The following is a 17,249-nucleotide window of genomic DNA, read 5'->3' on the forward strand; positions in this document are numbered from 1 at the left end:
AGCTTTCCGTTTCAAGTCCTCATAAAAAAAGCAAAGTTTCTAATGTTCTAAAAAGAGCTTCCGTTGGTCGCTTTTTTAGAACAAGAAACTTTTGCTTTTTTTATTCCGGGCTTTCCACTGCAATCTGGGCTAGAAAAAGTTTCAGGTTTCAGGTTTCAAGGTGGTCAAAAACCTAAAACCTAAAACAAACTACTTAATGATCCCAATAGACCTCGAATGCTCAATCGCTTTACTGCTGTCTTTAAAATAGCAAACTGAGACATTTAGGCTTTCAAGGTTTTTAAGAATTTTTTGAACTTCTTTTTTCTGATATTTACCAGTCTGCCTAATGTAAACAGCGATCACGGTAACGGGAAATATTTTGCAGATTCGTTCATACAATACAGGATCATGCTGGGAATCATCGCCCATTAAAATATATTTGAGAGTAGGGTAGAATTCTACAACGTGTTTTATTTTTTCAAATTTATGATCGTGATTCCCTCTTCCGCTCATAAAAAAATCCGTAATTCCTCTTTTGATATCTTTAAGCAGCACAACCGCCTTTGGCAGTTTATTAATTCGGGTAAATTTTGCAATAAATCGATATAAATTCCATTCACTGCTCGAAACATAGAAAAAAGCATTTGCCTCTTCTGGATTCTCTCTTCCTGACTGGCTCAACGCCTGATAATGCGAAACAACATCTTTAAAGACCTTTCTGTCGTTTACATTTCTAAAAAGTAAAATATAGATTTTTCTAAAGAAATTATTGGTGTGCGAGATCAAAAAAGTATCATCGATATCTGATATAATTCCGAGTTTGCCTTTATGGGGTCTTATAAAACTGCCTTTGCAGCTCGTTTTTATGTCATTGTATTTCAGGCTTACTTCATAAGGCATCCAGCCAAAATGCGTTTCCTTTTCAAGCGGAATACAAAATTTAAAATAACCATCATCTAAAGTTTTGGTGTGAATTATTTCCTCATTATAATGAAGATAAACATCAAAATTTTTAATGGTTTTTATTCGGAATAATTTGAGAATCGAGGTGGCATTTTTTAACTTCTTTTTTTCAAAATCGTAATTGTGTTCTCTTCTTAAAACATGCCCCATCACAATTAATTCTTGCTCATTTGCATAACCTCGATATAATTGTAGAATTGGTTTCATTAATTACGTATATTTAGGTAACTGTAAATTACTTAAATTAATTGGTTTTAAAAATAAAATTTTGAAAAAGAATATACTATTTATTGTAAATCCGATATCTGGAGATCTAGACAAATCGGATTTAATTGAATCTGTTGAAGAATTTGCGTCGACACATCATTTTAATCTGGAGGTTTATGAAACCACAGGAAAAAACGATTTAAAAGCAATACAAACTATATATAAGCAGCATAATCCTGAACGAATTGTTGTAGCAGGAGGCGATGGAACTATAAAAATGGTTGCAGAAGCAATGGAAGATCACGACGTCATAATCGGTATTCTGCCAGCTGGCTCTGCAAACGGACTTTCGGTAGATCTAGATCTTCCGGCTGGAATCGAAGAGAACCTTAAAATAGCCTTTTTAAACAACTATATCGAAATGGACATGATTTGCATCAATGGCAAAAAAAGTATTCATTTAAGCGATCTTGGTTTAAACGCAAACTTGGTAAAAAACTACGAAGAAAGTGATGTGAGGGGTTTTTGGGGATATGCATTACAAGCTTTTACAACTCTTAAAGAGGCAGAAGAACCATTTGTAGCAACTATTACGGCAAACAACAAAACAGTTCAGCACGTTGCAAGAATGATTGTAGTTGCCAACTCGCAGAAATATGGAACAGGAGTAATCATAAATCCTAATGGTTCTATGAATGACGGAAAGTTTGAATTGGTAATTTTAAAAAGCCTGGATTTACTTTTAATTGGAAAAATTATTACGGGAAATATGCCAATCGATTCTGATGATATTGTCATTATTTCAACAGACAAAGCCACTATAGAAACAGATTATCCAGTAAATTTTCAGATTGACGGAGAATATTGCGGGGCACAGAAATCTTTAGAAATTCATATTTTGCACAAGCAAATGAAATTGGCTGTTCCTTAGCGGTAAAGTGTATTATTTAAAAGGATTTCTTTCCTGCCATTCTGTTTTTGGTTCCAGATAATTAAAAAACCTAGAAATGTTATGGTTAATCAATGCATTGCTATGTGTAATTAAACCATACATTTTTACAGGTTTTGCTCCAACAGAACTTTTAATTTCAAGTGCCGTTCTAGCAAAAACAATTTCTCTGAAACCTTTTTTAATAGAATAGGCAATCATGTCGTACAGCATATTTAAGTACAGCATTTTTTCGCGCTGTACACTTTCATCATAGCCTAAAAAGTAGGTGTCCATTACATCGCCGTTTTTAATCAAAGTGTTGAAACCAATTAATTTTTCGTCTAAAAAATAACCATATAGCAAAAAGTTCTCACCCATTATTTCTTTAAAAAAGCTAAAATGATTTCGAGCTAGAAAAAAAGTATTGAAAGGAGCGTTTTTGGCAACGTGAAAATACAAGTCATAAATAACATCTTCATATTTTTTAATGTCATCTAAAAACATTTTTTGTTTCAAGATACCGTCAGATTTTTTTCGGGCGCGTTTGTATTGGTCACGGTATTTTTTAGATAAAGCATCAATATAATCTTGTTCTGTTTCCCAATTTTTAGGAATTTCAAAAATCATATTCGGCTGTGTCGAAAACGTATAGTTATTTTTGAATTCAGCTTGTAAAGGTTCTATTTCTTTCGCAGTAAAATCTTTTATACTCGTTATATGAACTTTTTTTCCGCTTTCCTTTAAATCTTTTTTAAGCTGATTGATAGCTTTATGAAGTGTTTTAATAGCTTTTGACTGCTTGATATTTTTATCAAAAACAAAAGCATTCTGACCAGTAAGCATATTATTGCCAATGAATAAAACATGCGATGCAAAATTCTTTAAAGCAAAATTTCGAACAGATGTTTTTAAGCATTTATCACGCTCCCCAAACGATTCTAGTTTTTCGGCAAATAAAAACTGCGTTAAAACAATTCCAATCAGTTTTTCTTCTTCAAAAATTCCGATAAAATGACAAGTCATATTAACTGGAGAAGAGTTTTCCAGAACTTCGAGATATTCTCGCGTTAAAAAAATATTATCAGCAGCAAGCAAATTCCATTCTACAGGCAGTAATGAAGCGCTTTTGTAAATCTGGAAAGAATAGGTTGTATTCAAGAGAGTGAACTAATTTCGTCAAAATTAGATAATATTTGCAATAACTCATTTTCTTTAAGTTATTATTAAGAAAAACCCGTTTGACTTTAGGTTTCAAACGGGTTATATATTTTTTTATTTATGCGAAACCGCAGATAATTCCGCCCATTAAAGTCAGCGTAACTATCCAATAACCAGCGTGAATAAATATGTATTTCCAAGATTTTCTTTCAAACAAACCATTAATTCCAATTAGGGGAAACGCAAAAAACAACCCAGACATAAATCCGTGAAGCGCGCCGTGTTTGAAAGTTCTGTACGCCATTCCGTAATCTGCCATAAAAGCAGCGAATGATGGTTTTGCACTGTCAATTAACGGTGGTCCGCCAACCATACCCACCGCGCCAGACTGATGAATTGTCAACGACATTAAAGTCATCGTAATCATTAAAGAAAAAATGTACGTTAATCCAAAGATTTTAATCATACTGCCTTTTCTTAATTCTTCTTGAGTAAGATTATTTTCTTTCATCCAGATCGTTCCGAATACTTTCGGATTATACCAAATAAATCCAACAACAAGAGTGACAATTGCTGCTAAAAGAAGTGCAACGAAGTTAATTTCCATAATATGAGGTTTTTAGAATTAGTTAGTCAAATGTAATCAAAAAAATAATTCACATCTATTATTTAATAAAGGAAGAATAAATCGTATTAATTATTTACTTATTAACAGTTTGTCGACATTATGTGCATTATATCTATGAAATGCATAATTTAGTCGAAGAATTAAAAACTAAAATCTATCATTAAACTTTAGCGTTTTTTACCAATACGCTAGTTTTTGTTTTATTCAGTCGAAATCCATAAATCTTGAAAATAAATTACAATAGTTACCCAAAATTAATCGTGCTTATGAATGAATTTTACACTCGTTAAAAAAGTTGATTAAATATATTTAGTTAATTGCTGAAACCGTAATTCGTTACGGTTTTTTGTTTTTAGAATTTAAAGGGTATTAAAAAAATAACATTTAATTTAGAAAGGATTTTTTATGTTTGTCCAAATTTTTTATAACTTTAATATAACTATTCCAAGAAGCAAAAACCGATTGATGGTCGGTATTATTAATCACTTAATAAACAGAAATTATGACACTACAATACCAAGGTGAACAATACGGAAAGTCAACAACTTTTACAATAAGAATTATTGGTAATAACTTATCAAAAAGCAGTTCAAATTATCAAATTGACCTTTTGGTTGGAGATAAAAAACTGCCAACTTTTACAAGTGAAATTCACCAAAGTCTTTCTAATTGTTTAAAAGAGATTTATTTGTTCAGAAAACATAACGGAATCAAATTTGATGAATCAACAGAAAAGATTGTTTCGCTTTATGTTCCGTATGATAAGGTTTTGTATAACTACAATAAATATGCTTTGTTTAGAGCATAATTTTTCTCAAAATATTAATATGAAAAAGGCCTTTTGAAAAAGGTCTTTTTTTGTTTTAAATAGAAACAAAAAAGCTCCAGATTTCTCTGAAGCTTTTATTATGACTAAGTAGTCCGTGGGGGAATCGAACCCCCCTTACCAGGATGAAAACCTGGCGTCCTAACCGATAGACGAACGGACCTGCTTTTGTAATGCGGGTGCAAAACTATAACTAATTTTCAAATATACAAGTGTCTTTTAGAAAAAAAATGTTTTGTCATTTTGATAACTTCAAATTTTGCAGTTGTAAATGGTAAATAAATGAGATTGATTTAAATGTATTTGTTTGATTAGTAGTTGATTGTTTTTTATCAAAAAAATGATATTTATTATATGACAATTTTTGTGAATATTAAAAAAATATTGGTTTAAATATGTTTTGAAAGAATATTCCTTTAAAAATTTAGGATTGTTTTTTTTAAGTCCTAATGAAAGAGTTCAACTAGGTCTAAAGGCAACAACAATATCCATAAAAAAAAGATCAAACATTTTTAAAGTTTGATCTTTTGTAATTTAATTTTATGTAGTCGCAGTACTATTTGCTGTCAAATTCCCTGCGGTTATAAAAAGTATCATCATCTGATAGAAAGCTGGAATCATTTTCAGGATAATAAGATTTCATTACACTTCTTTCGTAATTTCTGTCAAAATTATGCTGTCTGCTATATCTGCTTGTATGTCTAAATGTATCATATCCTATGGTATTGGCCATTACAGTTTTCGTGTCTTTATTAATGCTAACAGATCCAATAGGTACAATAATGTGACTGTCTCCATCTTGATAGATAAATTCCTTTCCATTGTCGTTTGCTATTGCATCGTGTACTTCATTTCGGCTATCGTCTATTAATGTTTTATCGATTTTTACGTCTAAGTAGACAACGCGCTGCATATCTTTATTAACCCACAGATTATCAATTGTACCTATAGTGCGGTTATCAGCATCTACAATTTTCCATCCTCTTACGTCTGAATAATTGGAAGCAATCTTATAATCAGAAAGTTCGTCGAGTCTGTATAAATTTCTATGTTTATTTTCCATAAATTCTTTTTTTAATATTATATATTCATATGTATGCTGCATATAACTGCAACAAACTTTTAGCAGATATGTAAAAAATGTCTTGTACAAAGCTTTAATAGATGTACAAAGCAATTAATTCCTGCTTTTTCTTAATAATGTTTATTGTCCACTTGTAGTGTTTTCAACTTCTACATTGTTTTCAGTTGTAGTTTCATGATCTTGTACAAATATGTAGTAAACAAGCGCTGCTATGATTAGCACTACTGCAATCCATGGCCATATCGGCTTCTTTTTCTCAATTTTAATCTCTGCCATAACGTATTTTTTTTGATTATAGAATAGTTTTTAATTACTATTAAAGGTACAAATGAGAAAAGATTCGAAAGTATTTAATTTCAGCAGGATGTTACACAATTCCCAGTAGAGTAATTGATTATCAGAAAGCAAGTTTTATTTTAAGTAGTATTAGCTTTGAGGGAATGTTTTTTTTCGTAATTTAAAGTTTTATAATATCTGTAGAGATGATCATAAATAATAAGCTCATACATTCTTTGATTAGAGGTATATTGGCGGTTAATCATCATATGTATATGACTTGCTAAAAAGTCATAAAGATCGATTTGAATTGCATTTTTTATTTCTAAGATTTTCTCTGCGGTTTGATTTTGTTTTTCTTCAATTAATTCGTAAAAATCAGGGATATTAGATCTATTTTGTCCTTTTATATAATACTTTACTTCGTTAGATAATTCTCTGTATTTTTTATCAAGTTCTTTTTTTAATATTTTATCTGCCTCAAATTCTTCCTTAAACAAGTGCTGTAAAGTTTGCATTAGACTGAACTTCTCTGACGCAGATAAATAAAAAGAATTTAAAAGAGAGTCGATCGAGCAAAAACTAAATAAAAGTGCCATTTCTTTTTTTTGAAATGTTTTCTTTAGCGAAATATATTTAATCATCATTTCACTATCCTTCCAAAATAAAAATTCGGAATCTTCAACAGTGGTTTCGCCGTATCTTTCTATTTCTCTTTTATAAGTATCCGTTTGAATTTTCCACGCTAAATTTTTCTGAAGCAGATCATTCAGAATTGGATAAAGCATATTAATTAATTTTGATAGATCTTTTTTGTTTTCCAATAAAAATCGGATTCTAAAATGTGTGTCATTATCTTGGTATCGAATGAAGAACCATTTTTGAATGATTTTTTTCTTTTTTAATTGTAAAATAGCAGGATATAATTTTTCAAGTAAAATAAGATCTGTTGTTTTCGCTCCTGTGTAAATTTTATAGTAAAGCCATTCACTCCCTAAACAAAAATTTCTCTGCATTTATAATTGTTCTTTAAAAAATGATAATATAAATTGGTTGCTAAATCCTTCTTCCTTATTATTTTTTACAATAGGTTCTTCCGTAAATAGAAATTCTTCCAGAATAATTTTGTCTCTCTTTCCAGCTGACTTTAAAAACAATTGAATTCCAATTTCTGTTTGAAAATTTAAAAGAAGTGTATTGTCTGAATTGATCCAGTTTACGAGATATGGAATACCTCTGTTGCTTCTCCAAAGCGAGAATGCTTCCAATAGATCTTTACCAATTAATTTAAAAAATGGAGCCATTTCTTCTTTAGCAATATGCCATTTCGCTTTCGAAAGTATAATTTCTTTGTATTCTACTCTCGGAAAATAATTATAATGAGACTCTAAAATTCCCCAGCTAAAGCTAAATATTGGTCTTGTATTCTGCCCCTGCAAATCGCATAAAAAATGATAAACGGGGAGTGAATTATTACTAAAGTTATGAGCGTTTGAAAGACAAGGAATAACTTCTTTATTGAGTTTTTTAGAATAGAGTTTAATTTCATCGTTTCTCACAGAGACAAATAAATCATTTAACTCAATAGTGTTTTCTTTTTCAGTACCTGAATTCGCCAGATAGGCAATTTCATAATTTCTTAAAACAGGTCTTCGTAAAATGTTTCCAGTTCTGGATTGAGGGATATGAACAATTTCAGCTAGAATTTTATCATTATGGTATTCTTGTTCTTTTTTTATAATTTTTTTAGTAAGTTTTTGAATATCAGTGTTTCCGTTGCAAAATCTGCCCAAGAGTTTTGCTGCGCTAATATCTCCTGAAGATTCAATTGCCAGCTTTTGATTACTGTATATCTCAATCATTGCAGAGAATGTAGCAGGAATCTGATCCAGATTAGTATCAAAATAAGGAAAATCACTTTCATGTAATTCTATTTTGTTCTTTTTTTTTGAAAGACACTCTTGAAGTTTTTTTTCTAGAATAGAATCATATGAAGTCCAGCTCTGAGTCTCATTTTTGCTCTTTTTACGTTTAAAAGTAAAAGCTTCAAGGATCTCGTGCGAATCATTCATTTCATGATTTACAGGATAGCCTAATCCGCAATCTGTATCTAAAACAGCCATAAGAGGCATTTGCTGTGTTTCATATCTTTCAGAAAATGCTTTGATAAACATCTTGAGATTATGAGGTTTTTTTGCAGGATGTATACCGTTAAAAAAATAAAGGCCCTTGATAACCTTTTCTGAAATAGCAGTATTTAAACTATTTGTTATAGAAGTTATGTTTAAATCAGTTTGTAAAAGATATTTTTCATCATATTCAAACTTTTTTTTGAAAATATTTTCTTTGATTTCTTTGTACTGATTTTCTGCCGGAATCAGAGAAAGATCCAAATCTAAAACTTGTTTATTCAGTCCCTTTAAAAATTGATATTCCTCTTCCAGATCTGGGATATTTTTTAAAATGGACACAACGCGATCAAAATCGTTACAGCCAGTTACAGCGGCTTCTATTTCGCTTACTAAAAACTGGAAATCTATAAGATGTATAATGAAATCTAGAGCCTCTTCTTTTTGAGAATCATCATCTGCTAAAATAGAAACCATTTCGTCTACAGTTAATCCTGATTTTATTTGATTTATTATCTCATTTAAAGCTTCAGTTTTTCGTAAGGATGTAATAGTATGTTCGCGCTTTGTCTTTATGTATTTGTATTCTATATATCTATAAAAATCACCAAATTCATAAATAGAAGAATTTGGAAAATATTTTAAATTATAAATTGCTTTTTCTCGTTTGGTGATATTTTGCAGCAATGCTACCCAGAACTGCATGTCTAATTGAGTGAATCTTTTGTGTTTTTCAGGTAAATCTAATATTATATTGGTATCAGCATTCATTTCCCCTACAGAACATCCAGCAAAAAGGCCAAAAGGCGTACATCTTGAAGACATTCTTGCAATATATTTGAGTAATGTAAATTCTAAAGCTGATTTTTCATTAGAAGAATCAGCTTTAGAATTTTCCCATTTGTTAAGCTCATTTACCAGTTCTGGAGATGCTAGATTTAACGCTTCTTTTACTAGTGTATTTTTGTAAATAGAAATTGCCTTTTCACAATTATAATTTTTGAGAAGATGCAAATAAAAAGGAATGGGGAATAAAGGGGTTCTCAGTATATATTGTGAAAAAGAAGAAATTTTAAACTTTGGTTTCATTTCTTCTTTTTGCTAACTTTTTCGGCTAATAGCATAGCATTATAAACATTTAGAACTTTTCCTGATTTTGATAATTCTGAAAACGGGACTTTTTTGTCTTTTGTTCCTGGTAAAATAACCTCTATGTCATATGGAGTTCCAGAATCTATAATGATTTGTTTGACTTCTTTTGCGGTAAGTTTAGGATTATATAGCCATATTAATGCTGCCGTTCCTGACACCATTGGTCCAGCAAATGATGTACCGGAATCAAATATGTAACGATTATTGGTAATTGTAGAATATATTTCATCTCCGGGAGCAAATAGGTCTACATTATGTTTTCCGTAATTAGAAAAGTCAGAAACAAAAGTAATATCAAGTTTATGTGTAATAGATCCTACATTAAGAAAATTAGGATTCATTTCATTGAAATTTTCAAAATCAGTATCATTTGGGTAGAAAGGGTTTTTGTCGATGTCAAATCCATCGTTTCCTGCACAATGAATAAGAAGAACATTATGTTCTTCGGCATATTTAAATGCCTCTTCGACCCATTCTTTATGTAAAGAAAACTCTTTACCAAAAGACATATTAATTATTTTAGCACCATTATCGACAGCATAATGTATTGCCATAGCAACATCCTTGTCTTGTTCATCCCCTACAGGAATAATACTTAAGGGCATAATCTTTACATTTTGTGCAATTCCTTTAATTCCAATATTATTTTCTCTGTTGGCAGCAATTACTCCTGAGACTTTGGTAGAATGTTCCTGTACAGATTGATATTCTGTTTTATTATTTACATTATTATTACCATAACCTTTTTCCAAAACATTAGGATTATCGGCTATTAATAAACGATCGTTGTAATTTTTATTTATGTTTCTCTTTACAACAGAATCGAGATAAGCTTGCTGATCTTTCACATCTTTGAAAGTTTTTTGATCAACTTCCAGATTAACCATAATATAGCAAATTAATGCTCCTAGATCCTTATCATTATCATCGCGTCTCTGTCTATATGTTTTATCGTTTATCTTGTATTTTTTATATAAACTATCTAATTGATTGTATGTATAATCTTCTTTAGGGAAAAAATATTTTAAAGTATCTTTTACCAAAGGATAAATAGCAACGTCATGATCCAGAGATTTTAACCAGTTTTTATAATATTTATTTTCTTCTTCTAACTTTTTTAAAGCTCTATTATATTCTTTATATTTAGATAAATCTTTAGCCTCAATTTGAGCCTCTGTTTTATCTTTAAATGATGGTTCCCAATCTCTTACCAGACGTGTATACTCATAATTACCCCATACAAGATAACCTTCTTTTTTGGTTCCTTTAAAATTCCATCCGTTTATATCATCTATATAACCATTGTGGTCATCATCAACGCCATTGTTTGGGATTTCCTTATCGTTGATCCAAAGTTGTCCTTGTAAATCTTCATGATTTATATCAATTTGAGTGTCAAGTACAGCTACAATAATGTTTTTACTTTTTGGTTTCTTTTTATTAGATGCATACCATTTATCTAATGAAATACCAAGTATACCATCTAAAACCAGATCTTTCTGATACCAAGTTTGCATTTCTTTATTAGAGAGTTCTTTTTTAACAGAATTCCTTGTCGTTGAATTTAAATCTTTTTTGCTTTTGCATCCGACAAATAACAAAAGAAGCAAAATAAAAAATAGTATATGTTTCATTGCTGGCTTTGATTTTTTAAATGTGATGTATATCTATCTTTTATTTTTATCGGATTTTTTTGGCAAGTTGCATCGCATTATAGACATTTAGAACTTTTCCTGATTTAGATAATTCAGAAAAGGGAACTTTTTTATCTTTTGTTCCTGGTAATATAACTTCGAAATTATATGCAGTTCCAGAATCCATAATAATCTGTTTAACCTGAGCTGCTGTAAGATTCGGATAATAAGACCAAATTATTGCCGCAGTTCCAGATACCATAGGTGCTGAAAATGAAGTTCCAGAATCGGTTTTATAAATGTTCCCAGCTCCAGTAGTATAAATATCTTCTCCAGGAGCAAATAAATCCACATTTTCTTTGCCGTAATTAGAGTAATCAGAAACTAATTTTTCCCCTAGATTCTTAGTAGTCGAGCCAACACTAATAAAATTATTGCAGATTCCTCGAATGCCTTCATAATTTTGATCATTAGGATAGTGAAATACTTTGTCTAAATTTTCACTGTCGTTTCCTGCACTGTGTACTAAAAGAACATTATGCTCTTCTGCATATTTAAAAGCCTCTGATACCCAATCTTTATGCATGGAAAACTCTTTTCCAAATGACATATTAATTATTTTGGCTCCATTATCGACGGCATAACGAACTGCCATTGCAATATCTTTATCATGCTCATCTCCTGAAGGAGATATATTTAAAGGCATAATTTTTATATCTGCTATGCCTTTTATTCCAATATCATTATTTCTGTTGGCTGCGAGAATTCCCGAAACCATTGTGTTATGATCTTGAATTGGCCTATGTCCGACCTTATTATTACTGACATTGTTATTGCCATATCCTTTTTCTAAAATATTTGGATTATCACCTATTGAAAGACGCTCATTATAATTTATATTCAAGTTTTTGTTTACTATAGAATCAAGTTGAGTTTGTTGGTCCAATATGTCTTGTAAAGAATTTTGATCAACATCTAAACTAACCATCATATAAGAAATTAGCGCTCCTAAATCTGTATCGCCGTCATCTCTTCTTTGTCGATATCTTTTATCATTTATTTTATATTTTTTATAGAGACTATCCAATTGTCTGTAGGTATAATCTTCCTTAGGGAAAAAATGTTTTAACGTATCTTTGACTAAAGGATAAATAGCGACATTATGATCTAATGATTTTAACCAATTTTTGTAAAACTTGTCTTTTTCTTCAAATTTTTTTAAAGCTCTTTGATATTCATTGTATTTGTATAAATCTTTAGAATCAATTTGAGATTCTGTTTTATCTTTAAATAGAGGTGTCCATTCTTGTAGAATGCGAACATATTCATATCTATTCCAGACTACATAACCACCACTTTTAGTACCTGTAAAACTCCATCCATTAATATCATCTATGTAACCATTCTGATCATCATCAATTCCATTATTTGGAATTTCCTTGTTGTTTATCCAAAGCTGTCCTTTTAAATCTTCATGATTTATATCAATTTGAGTATCTATTACAGCTACAATAATATTTTTAATTTTTGGTTTCTTTTTATTTAGGCGATACCATTTATCTAGTGAAATACCGGAAATAGTATCTTCTTGGTAATCTTTTTGATACCAATTATTTAATGATATTGTTTTTGGGTTGTTTTCAGAATTTAGAATTCTGTTAGAATTCTTATATTCTTTGGCAGATTTGCAACTTACAAAAATGAAGAAAAAAATCAAGAAACTATTAATTAATTTCATGTCTGAATAAATGCTTTTTTTAGTGAAATTAGATAATTAGTTTTATGGTTTATTACAAACTTCAGAAGAACCTTTTTTTCCTTTAAGATCATTTGTATCGATTGGATCATCGATATCATTTCCCCCACCAACAATTAAATGTAAGTTTTTTAGTTTTGCGACTTCGAATTTCTCAAGACTGAATTTCTGTATTTCTTTTTTTTGTTTTTTCATTTTCATCTTTAATAAGTTTTTAAATTACGCTACTGTTGCAAATGTAATCAGTCTACTTTGTATAATAGAAAAGTAAGTTAGTATACTTGTCGAAATTCCTGAATTTCGAGTCGACTTCTGAGTTTAATAAGTTGTTAATTAGTGGTTTGTTCTATATTGCAGAATCCAGTTCTTTAATGAAGTAGGTTGGTTTTAAACCTGTTTTTTTGTAAAATGCAGTCGAAAAAGATTCTGAATTGTTAAAACCAAACTCTAATGCAAGTGCTTGAATAGTATATTTTCTAAGCTTGTTGTTTTCCTGTAATTGTTTAATGGCAAACTCAATTCGTAGATCATTTATGTATTGAGTAAATGATTTTTCTTTGTATACATTAACTATTTTTGACACGTATTTACTGTTGGTTTCAAATGTGGTGGATAAAATTTGGACTGTTATATTTGATTGCAGATATCCTTTATTATCTTCAAAAAAACTAAGTTTTTCCAAAATTAGATTTACTAACTCTTGTGCGATACCTATTTCTTCACTTTTAGTTGGATCAATTTTAGGATTAGTTTCAATCTCAGATTCGTTAATGTTATTTACGGGATTTTGATTTATTATTTTTTCAAATCTAGATCGATATTGTTTCTTTGTACGATACTCATAGAAAGCAAAACCGCCTAAACTGATGGTCGTTAAAAATAAAACACCTAATCCCCAATGTGTTTTTATTTCATCATTCTTAAGAGTAGTGATAAGATTTTCTTTGTCAGATATTAAACGAGGAACATCATATTCTCTATGTACCAATTTATTTAGTTCTTTGTAATTTTTTTGTAAAGAACTATCGATTGACATATATGCAGTGATATATTTTAATTGATTCTCTTTATCCCCTAATTTTTTGTAGTAAGTAATTAAATATGGATATCCATCTACAAACTCGGTACTTATTTCCTTTGTCATTTTATAGATAGAATCTACTTTAATGAAATTTTCTGCAGCTTTTGTCTTTTTTCTTAGCCCATCGTAGGCTTTTCCTAAGTAGTAGTAACCAGCTAAAATGTTTCCTGTGTTATTATATTCTATCATCTTAGGCAGTGCTTTGTTTATACTGTCTAATGCCAAACTGTAATTCTGTTTCAATACTTGGTTAGCACCCTCATTTAAAATAAAAAGATATTGATATTCTTCATTTTTAGTTATTCTAGATTCATTATAGCCAAGTTTATTATAATATGTTGTGGAGTCAATGTTCTGTAAAGATTTATGACAATCTGCAATTCCAAAAATAATGCTTTGATAATCTTTGGCGTATCTTTCAGATCTAAAATCTTTCGTTTTGTAATACTTATAGCATTCTTTGTAGATTTCTAAAGCTTCATTGTATTCTCCCAAGTCTTCTGATTTAGTAATTCCTATATATTCTCTCACTACATAGTAATAGTCTAAATTAGTTTGAAGTGCCACTTTCTCCGCTCTGTTATAATTAAGCATTGCCTCTTTAAACTTAAATTGAAACTTTAAAAGATCTGCCTTTTCACAATAAGCTGCTGCTGGGAAAAATTTATCTTTAGATTCTTTTGAATATTTGATAACACTATCAAGATATTGAATAGCTTTATTTCTGTCGGATTGATAGTAGAATAACGCAATTTGGTAATTGGCCCTGGCTTTTCTAATATTACTATTTTCTTTTATTGCTTTAGCCATGTAGGCATTTGTATATAATAATTGTTTCTTTTGATTACCTATATTTTTAAAATACAAATCGTGTAAATCATCATATGATAGTTTTTTAAGATCATTTTTGTCAACTTGGGCGAATAAAAAAAACGGGAATAAAAGTATTAATAACACTTTTGATGGTCTATTGTTAATCATGTATTGTTGTTTCTTACAAAAATAGAATAACTCCAAAAAAAGTATTACTAATACTTAGCTTTTTTTATTTTTTGTAATTATTTGATATAGTGTATTTTGGGAGTGTTTTTTGATGAAATTCCTGAATTTACTATCGACATTCCTGAATTTCGATAGCCAACATTTGTGAGTAGTATCATGTTTGTCTAGTTTTGGTTTCAGAAAAGTGAGGCATTTTTTACAGTAGGACGTCGCTGCAAGAAACAAATTTCTTTTTTGTAATGTAATTGGCCGATTGCAAGAATAAATTAATTCAAATGTTTAATCATTAAAAAAATCAATCATGAATTTAGAAAATTTAAATGTAGTTGAGCTTAATAGAGATCAAAGTATTTCTATTGAGGGTGGTGGATGGCCAGAATGGTTCGCTACCCAAATTGTGGATCATTGGGATGAAATAAAAAAAGGAATTAGTGATGGCTTTAAAGCTGGTAGTAAATAATTAAAAAAATAATTTATCATGAAAAATTTAAACGAACTGAATGTAAATGAATTAAATTCAGAAGAATTATTAGCAATTGATGGCGGAATATGGGAAGATTTAGCTTATGGCGTTGGTTATGTTGCGGGGCGTTTGTATGCTGCGTATAGAGATATTGAGCCACAAGTATATCAAAGATGGTAATATTTATTCATTAAATAAGTTAAAAAATAAAGAGGCGATAAAAAAGCCTCTTTATTAAAATTAATATATATGACCTCAAAAATAAAAAATATTGTATTTGGACTAAAGCGGTGGGAATTGATATTGCTTGTAATTCTTCTTAATTTTTTAAATAATTACATATTTTCGGTTATTTCAAATCTTTTCGATATTTCGTTAAATAAAGGTTTTAACGATAGTTATACAGTTAAAGAAAAAATAGTTTTATTTGTTTTAGTTGCTCCTCTCATTGAAACTTTACTATTTCAGTACGTAGTTATTGAGATTTTTAAAAGTTTAAAAATGAAATTAAAATATTGTTGCTTTTTATCTGCTTTTGTCTTTGCATCATTCCATCTTTATAATATTTTTTACTTTTTGTACGCTTTCACAGGAGGCTTGTTATTTGCCTTTTTATATATAAGGGGCAAGAATCAAAAGGGTGCAATATTACTACCATTAGTAGCCCATATTATCTATAATGGTTTTGTTTTTTTTATCAAAACCTATGTAACTTAAAATAATTTCTAAAAGAGTTTACCCGTGCAATATTTTTTTGTTACGGAAGATCTGTGCCATTTCAGATTTTAGAATTCCTTATATTTTATCAAATTCCGTTAATATTAAAATGAAATGAATTTTAGTTCAGATACAGTAAATACATTGGAAAATCTTGTTTCAAAAAACAAGACCGGAAGTTTTTCTATCTACTTGATTGTTGTTTTGACGATTATTATTTTATTGTTTTTGTTGCCCATCATTAAAGTTGATATTAGCAGTCAAAGTCGCGGAATTGTTCGCAGTACAACGGATAATGTTCCTGTAACTGCAATTGTAAGTGGACGTATAGTATATCTTAATCTAAAAAATAATCAGGTAGTACAGAAAGGAGACATACTGCTGAAAATTGCCAAACAAAATCTAGAAACAGAAAAAAATACTCAGCATGTAGTGTCTAATTCTGTTACAGAGCTTTTAGAAGATGTAAAATCAATTTTATCTGCTAGAACAACTACTTTAAAAACGACAACTGCAAGAGAAGAATATTTAAAATTTCAATCCCGTAAAAGTGAATTAGAAAGTAAGATCTCACAGGCAACTGTAAATTTCAATAGAAATAAAGGTTTATATGATAAAAATATTATTGCAAAAGTAGAATATGAAAAATATGAGTATGAATTGCGCTCGGCAAATGAAGCTCTGAAAAGTTACATAAGCGAGCAAAAGTCAACTTGGGAAAATCAAAAAAGAGATCTCGAAGAACGTATAAAAAATCTTAACGGGAGTATTGAAAAAATTAATGTTGAAGAGCAAAATTATGTTATCATTGCGCCAATTTCTGGAACAATTGAGAATTTTTCAGGCTTACAGAAAGGTTCTTTTTTAAATGCATCTCAGTCTATCGCAACTATTTCAGCATTAGATCATTTAATTGTCGAAAGCATGGTTTCTCCAAGTGATATTGGACTTATTCATAAAAATCAGAAAGTAAAATTTCAATTTGATGCTTTCAATTATAATCAATGGGGATTACTTGAAGGGAAGGTTATCGATATAGACAGAAATATTTCTGTTCAGGAAAACCAGACTTTTTTTAAAGTTCGCAGTGAATTAACCTCAACAGAAATGAAACTTAGATCTGGATATAAAACCGCGGTTTCAAAAGGAATGACACTTACTACACGTTATTATATAACCAGAAGAACTTTGTTTGATTTATTATTTGACAAAGTAGATGACTGGTTAAACCCAAAACAATTATCAATAGAGAATTAGTAC

17 protein-coding genes and 1 tRNA gene are annotated in these 17,249 nt (G+C 29.8%); 6 read left to right on the forward strand and 12 right to left on the reverse strand.

Translation table 11 applies throughout. From position 1 onward, the window contains the following. Window positions 1-189: 189 nt before the first annotated feature. Window positions 190-1,152 carry an App1 family protein gene (locus tag QMG60_RS08535; protein WP_057117133.1) on the reverse strand — a complete coding sequence of 321 codons (963 nt, stop codon included), beginning with the start codon at window positions 1,150-1,152 and terminating at the stop codon, window positions 190-192. Window positions 1,153-1,213: 61 nt separating this feature from the next. Here QMG60_RS08535 and QMG60_RS08540 point away from each other — a divergent pair, with 61 nt between their 5' ends. Next, window positions 1,214-2,083 carry a diacylglycerol kinase family protein gene (locus QMG60_RS08540; protein WP_134139508.1) on the forward strand — a complete coding sequence of 290 codons (870 nt, stop codon included), beginning with the start codon at window positions 1,214-1,216 and terminating at the stop codon, window positions 2,081-2,083. Between the two features lie 12 nt (window positions 2,084-2,095). Here QMG60_RS08540 and QMG60_RS08545 read toward each other — a convergent pair whose 3' ends face one another. Beyond that, complete coding sequence (locus QMG60_RS08545; RefSeq protein ID WP_057117131.1) at window positions 2,096-3,241, reverse strand: GNAT family N-acetyltransferase; 1,146 nt, start codon at window positions 3,239-3,241, stop codon at window positions 2,096-2,098. Between the two features lie 118 nt (window positions 3,242-3,359). After that, a complete protein-coding gene (locus QMG60_RS08550) occupies window positions 3,360-3,848 on the reverse strand; it encodes a DUF1761 domain-containing protein (protein WP_057117130.1) in 489 nt (162 codons plus the stop codon). Between the two features lie 523 nt (window positions 3,849-4,371). Between QMG60_RS08550 and QMG60_RS08555 the strand changes: the two genes are divergently transcribed. Further along, the gene (locus tag QMG60_RS08555) at window positions 4,372-4,677 is read left to right on the forward strand and encodes a hypothetical protein (protein ID WP_057117129.1); all 306 of its coding nucleotides are present in this window, start codon (window positions 4,372-4,374) and stop codon (window positions 4,675-4,677) included. A 109-nt stretch (window positions 4,678-4,786) separates the two neighbouring features. Here the strand turns inward: QMG60_RS08555 and QMG60_RS08560 are convergent. The 9 genes from QMG60_RS08560 to QMG60_RS08600 form a co-directional block, all read right to left on the reverse strand. Beyond that, window positions 4,787-4,858 (reverse strand) — tRNA-Glu (locus QMG60_RS08560). A 393-nt stretch (window positions 4,859-5,251) separates the two neighbouring features. After that, window positions 5,252-5,758, reverse strand: coding sequence for a PRC-barrel domain-containing protein (locus tag QMG60_RS08565; protein WP_134139512.1), 507 nt, complete (start codon window positions 5,756-5,758; stop codon window positions 5,252-5,254). A gap of 141 nt (window positions 5,759-5,899) precedes the next feature. Beyond that, window positions 5,900-6,055, reverse strand: a complete 156-nt coding sequence (locus QMG60_RS08570) for a hypothetical protein (RefSeq protein WP_166669266.1) — start codon at window positions 6,053-6,055, stop codon at window positions 5,900-5,902. 140 nt (window positions 6,056-6,195) lie between these two features. After that, a complete protein-coding gene (locus QMG60_RS08575) occupies window positions 6,196-7,071 on the reverse strand; it encodes a thiopeptide-type bacteriocin biosynthesis protein (RefSeq protein ID WP_281867480.1) in 876 nt (291 codons plus the stop codon). Continuing rightward, the gene (locus QMG60_RS08580) at window positions 7,072-9,273 is read right to left on the reverse strand and encodes a lantibiotic dehydratase family protein (RefSeq protein ID WP_281867482.1); all 2,202 of its coding nucleotides are present in this window, start codon (window positions 9,271-9,273) and stop codon (window positions 7,072-7,074) included. Beyond that, window positions 9,270-10,970, reverse strand: coding sequence for a S8 family serine peptidase (locus QMG60_RS08585; protein ID WP_281867483.1), 1,701 nt, complete (start codon window positions 10,968-10,970; stop codon window positions 9,270-9,272). The genes QMG60_RS08580 and QMG60_RS08585 overlap by 4 nt, the downstream gene beginning before the upstream one ends. 46 nt (window positions 10,971-11,016) lie before the next feature. Next, a complete protein-coding gene (locus QMG60_RS08590; protein WP_281867484.1) occupies window positions 11,017-12,708 on the reverse strand; it encodes a S8 family serine peptidase in 1,692 nt (563 codons plus the stop codon). A gap of 42 nt (window positions 12,709-12,750) precedes the next feature. Further along, window positions 12,751-12,927: a hypothetical protein gene (locus QMG60_RS08595; protein ID WP_166669268.1), complete on the reverse strand. Its 177-nt coding sequence runs from the start codon at window positions 12,925-12,927 to the stop codon at window positions 12,751-12,753. Between the two features lie 145 nt (window positions 12,928-13,072). Then, a complete protein-coding gene (locus QMG60_RS08600) occupies window positions 13,073-14,788 on the reverse strand; it encodes a helix-turn-helix domain-containing protein (protein WP_134139517.1) in 1,716 nt (571 codons plus the stop codon). 322 nt (window positions 14,789-15,110) lie between these two features. On the opposite strand from QMG60_RS08600, the gene QMG60_RS08605 reads away from it, so the two are divergent. The 4 genes from QMG60_RS08605 (at window position 15,111) to QMG60_RS08620 (ending at window position 17,246) form a co-directional block, all read left to right on the forward strand. Then, a complete protein-coding gene (locus QMG60_RS08605; RefSeq protein ID WP_166669269.1) occupies window positions 15,111-15,269 on the forward strand; it encodes a hypothetical protein in 159 nt (52 codons plus the stop codon). A gap of 18 nt (window positions 15,270-15,287) precedes the next feature. Next, window positions 15,288-15,452, forward strand: a complete 165-nt coding sequence (locus QMG60_RS08610) for a class IIb bacteriocin, lactobin A/cerein 7B family (protein ID WP_134139518.1) — start codon at window positions 15,288-15,290, stop codon at window positions 15,450-15,452. A gap of 69 nt (window positions 15,453-15,521) precedes the next feature. Further along, window positions 15,522-15,989, forward strand: a complete 468-nt coding sequence (locus tag QMG60_RS08615; protein ID WP_281867485.1) for a CPBP family intramembrane glutamic endopeptidase — start codon at window positions 15,522-15,524, stop codon at window positions 15,987-15,989. Window positions 15,990-16,103: 114 nt separating this feature from the next. Next, window positions 16,104-17,246, forward strand: a complete 1,143-nt coding sequence (locus QMG60_RS08620; RefSeq protein ID WP_281867486.1) for an HlyD family efflux transporter periplasmic adaptor subunit — start codon at window positions 16,104-16,106, stop codon at window positions 17,244-17,246. The last annotated feature ends 3 nt before the right edge of the window (window positions 17,247-17,249 follow it).

It is taken from the genome of Flavobacterium sp. GSB-24, from assembly GCF_027924665.1.
In the GTDB taxonomy this organism is placed as follows: domain Bacteria; phylum Bacteroidota; class Bacteroidia; order Flavobacteriales; family Flavobacteriaceae; genus Flavobacterium.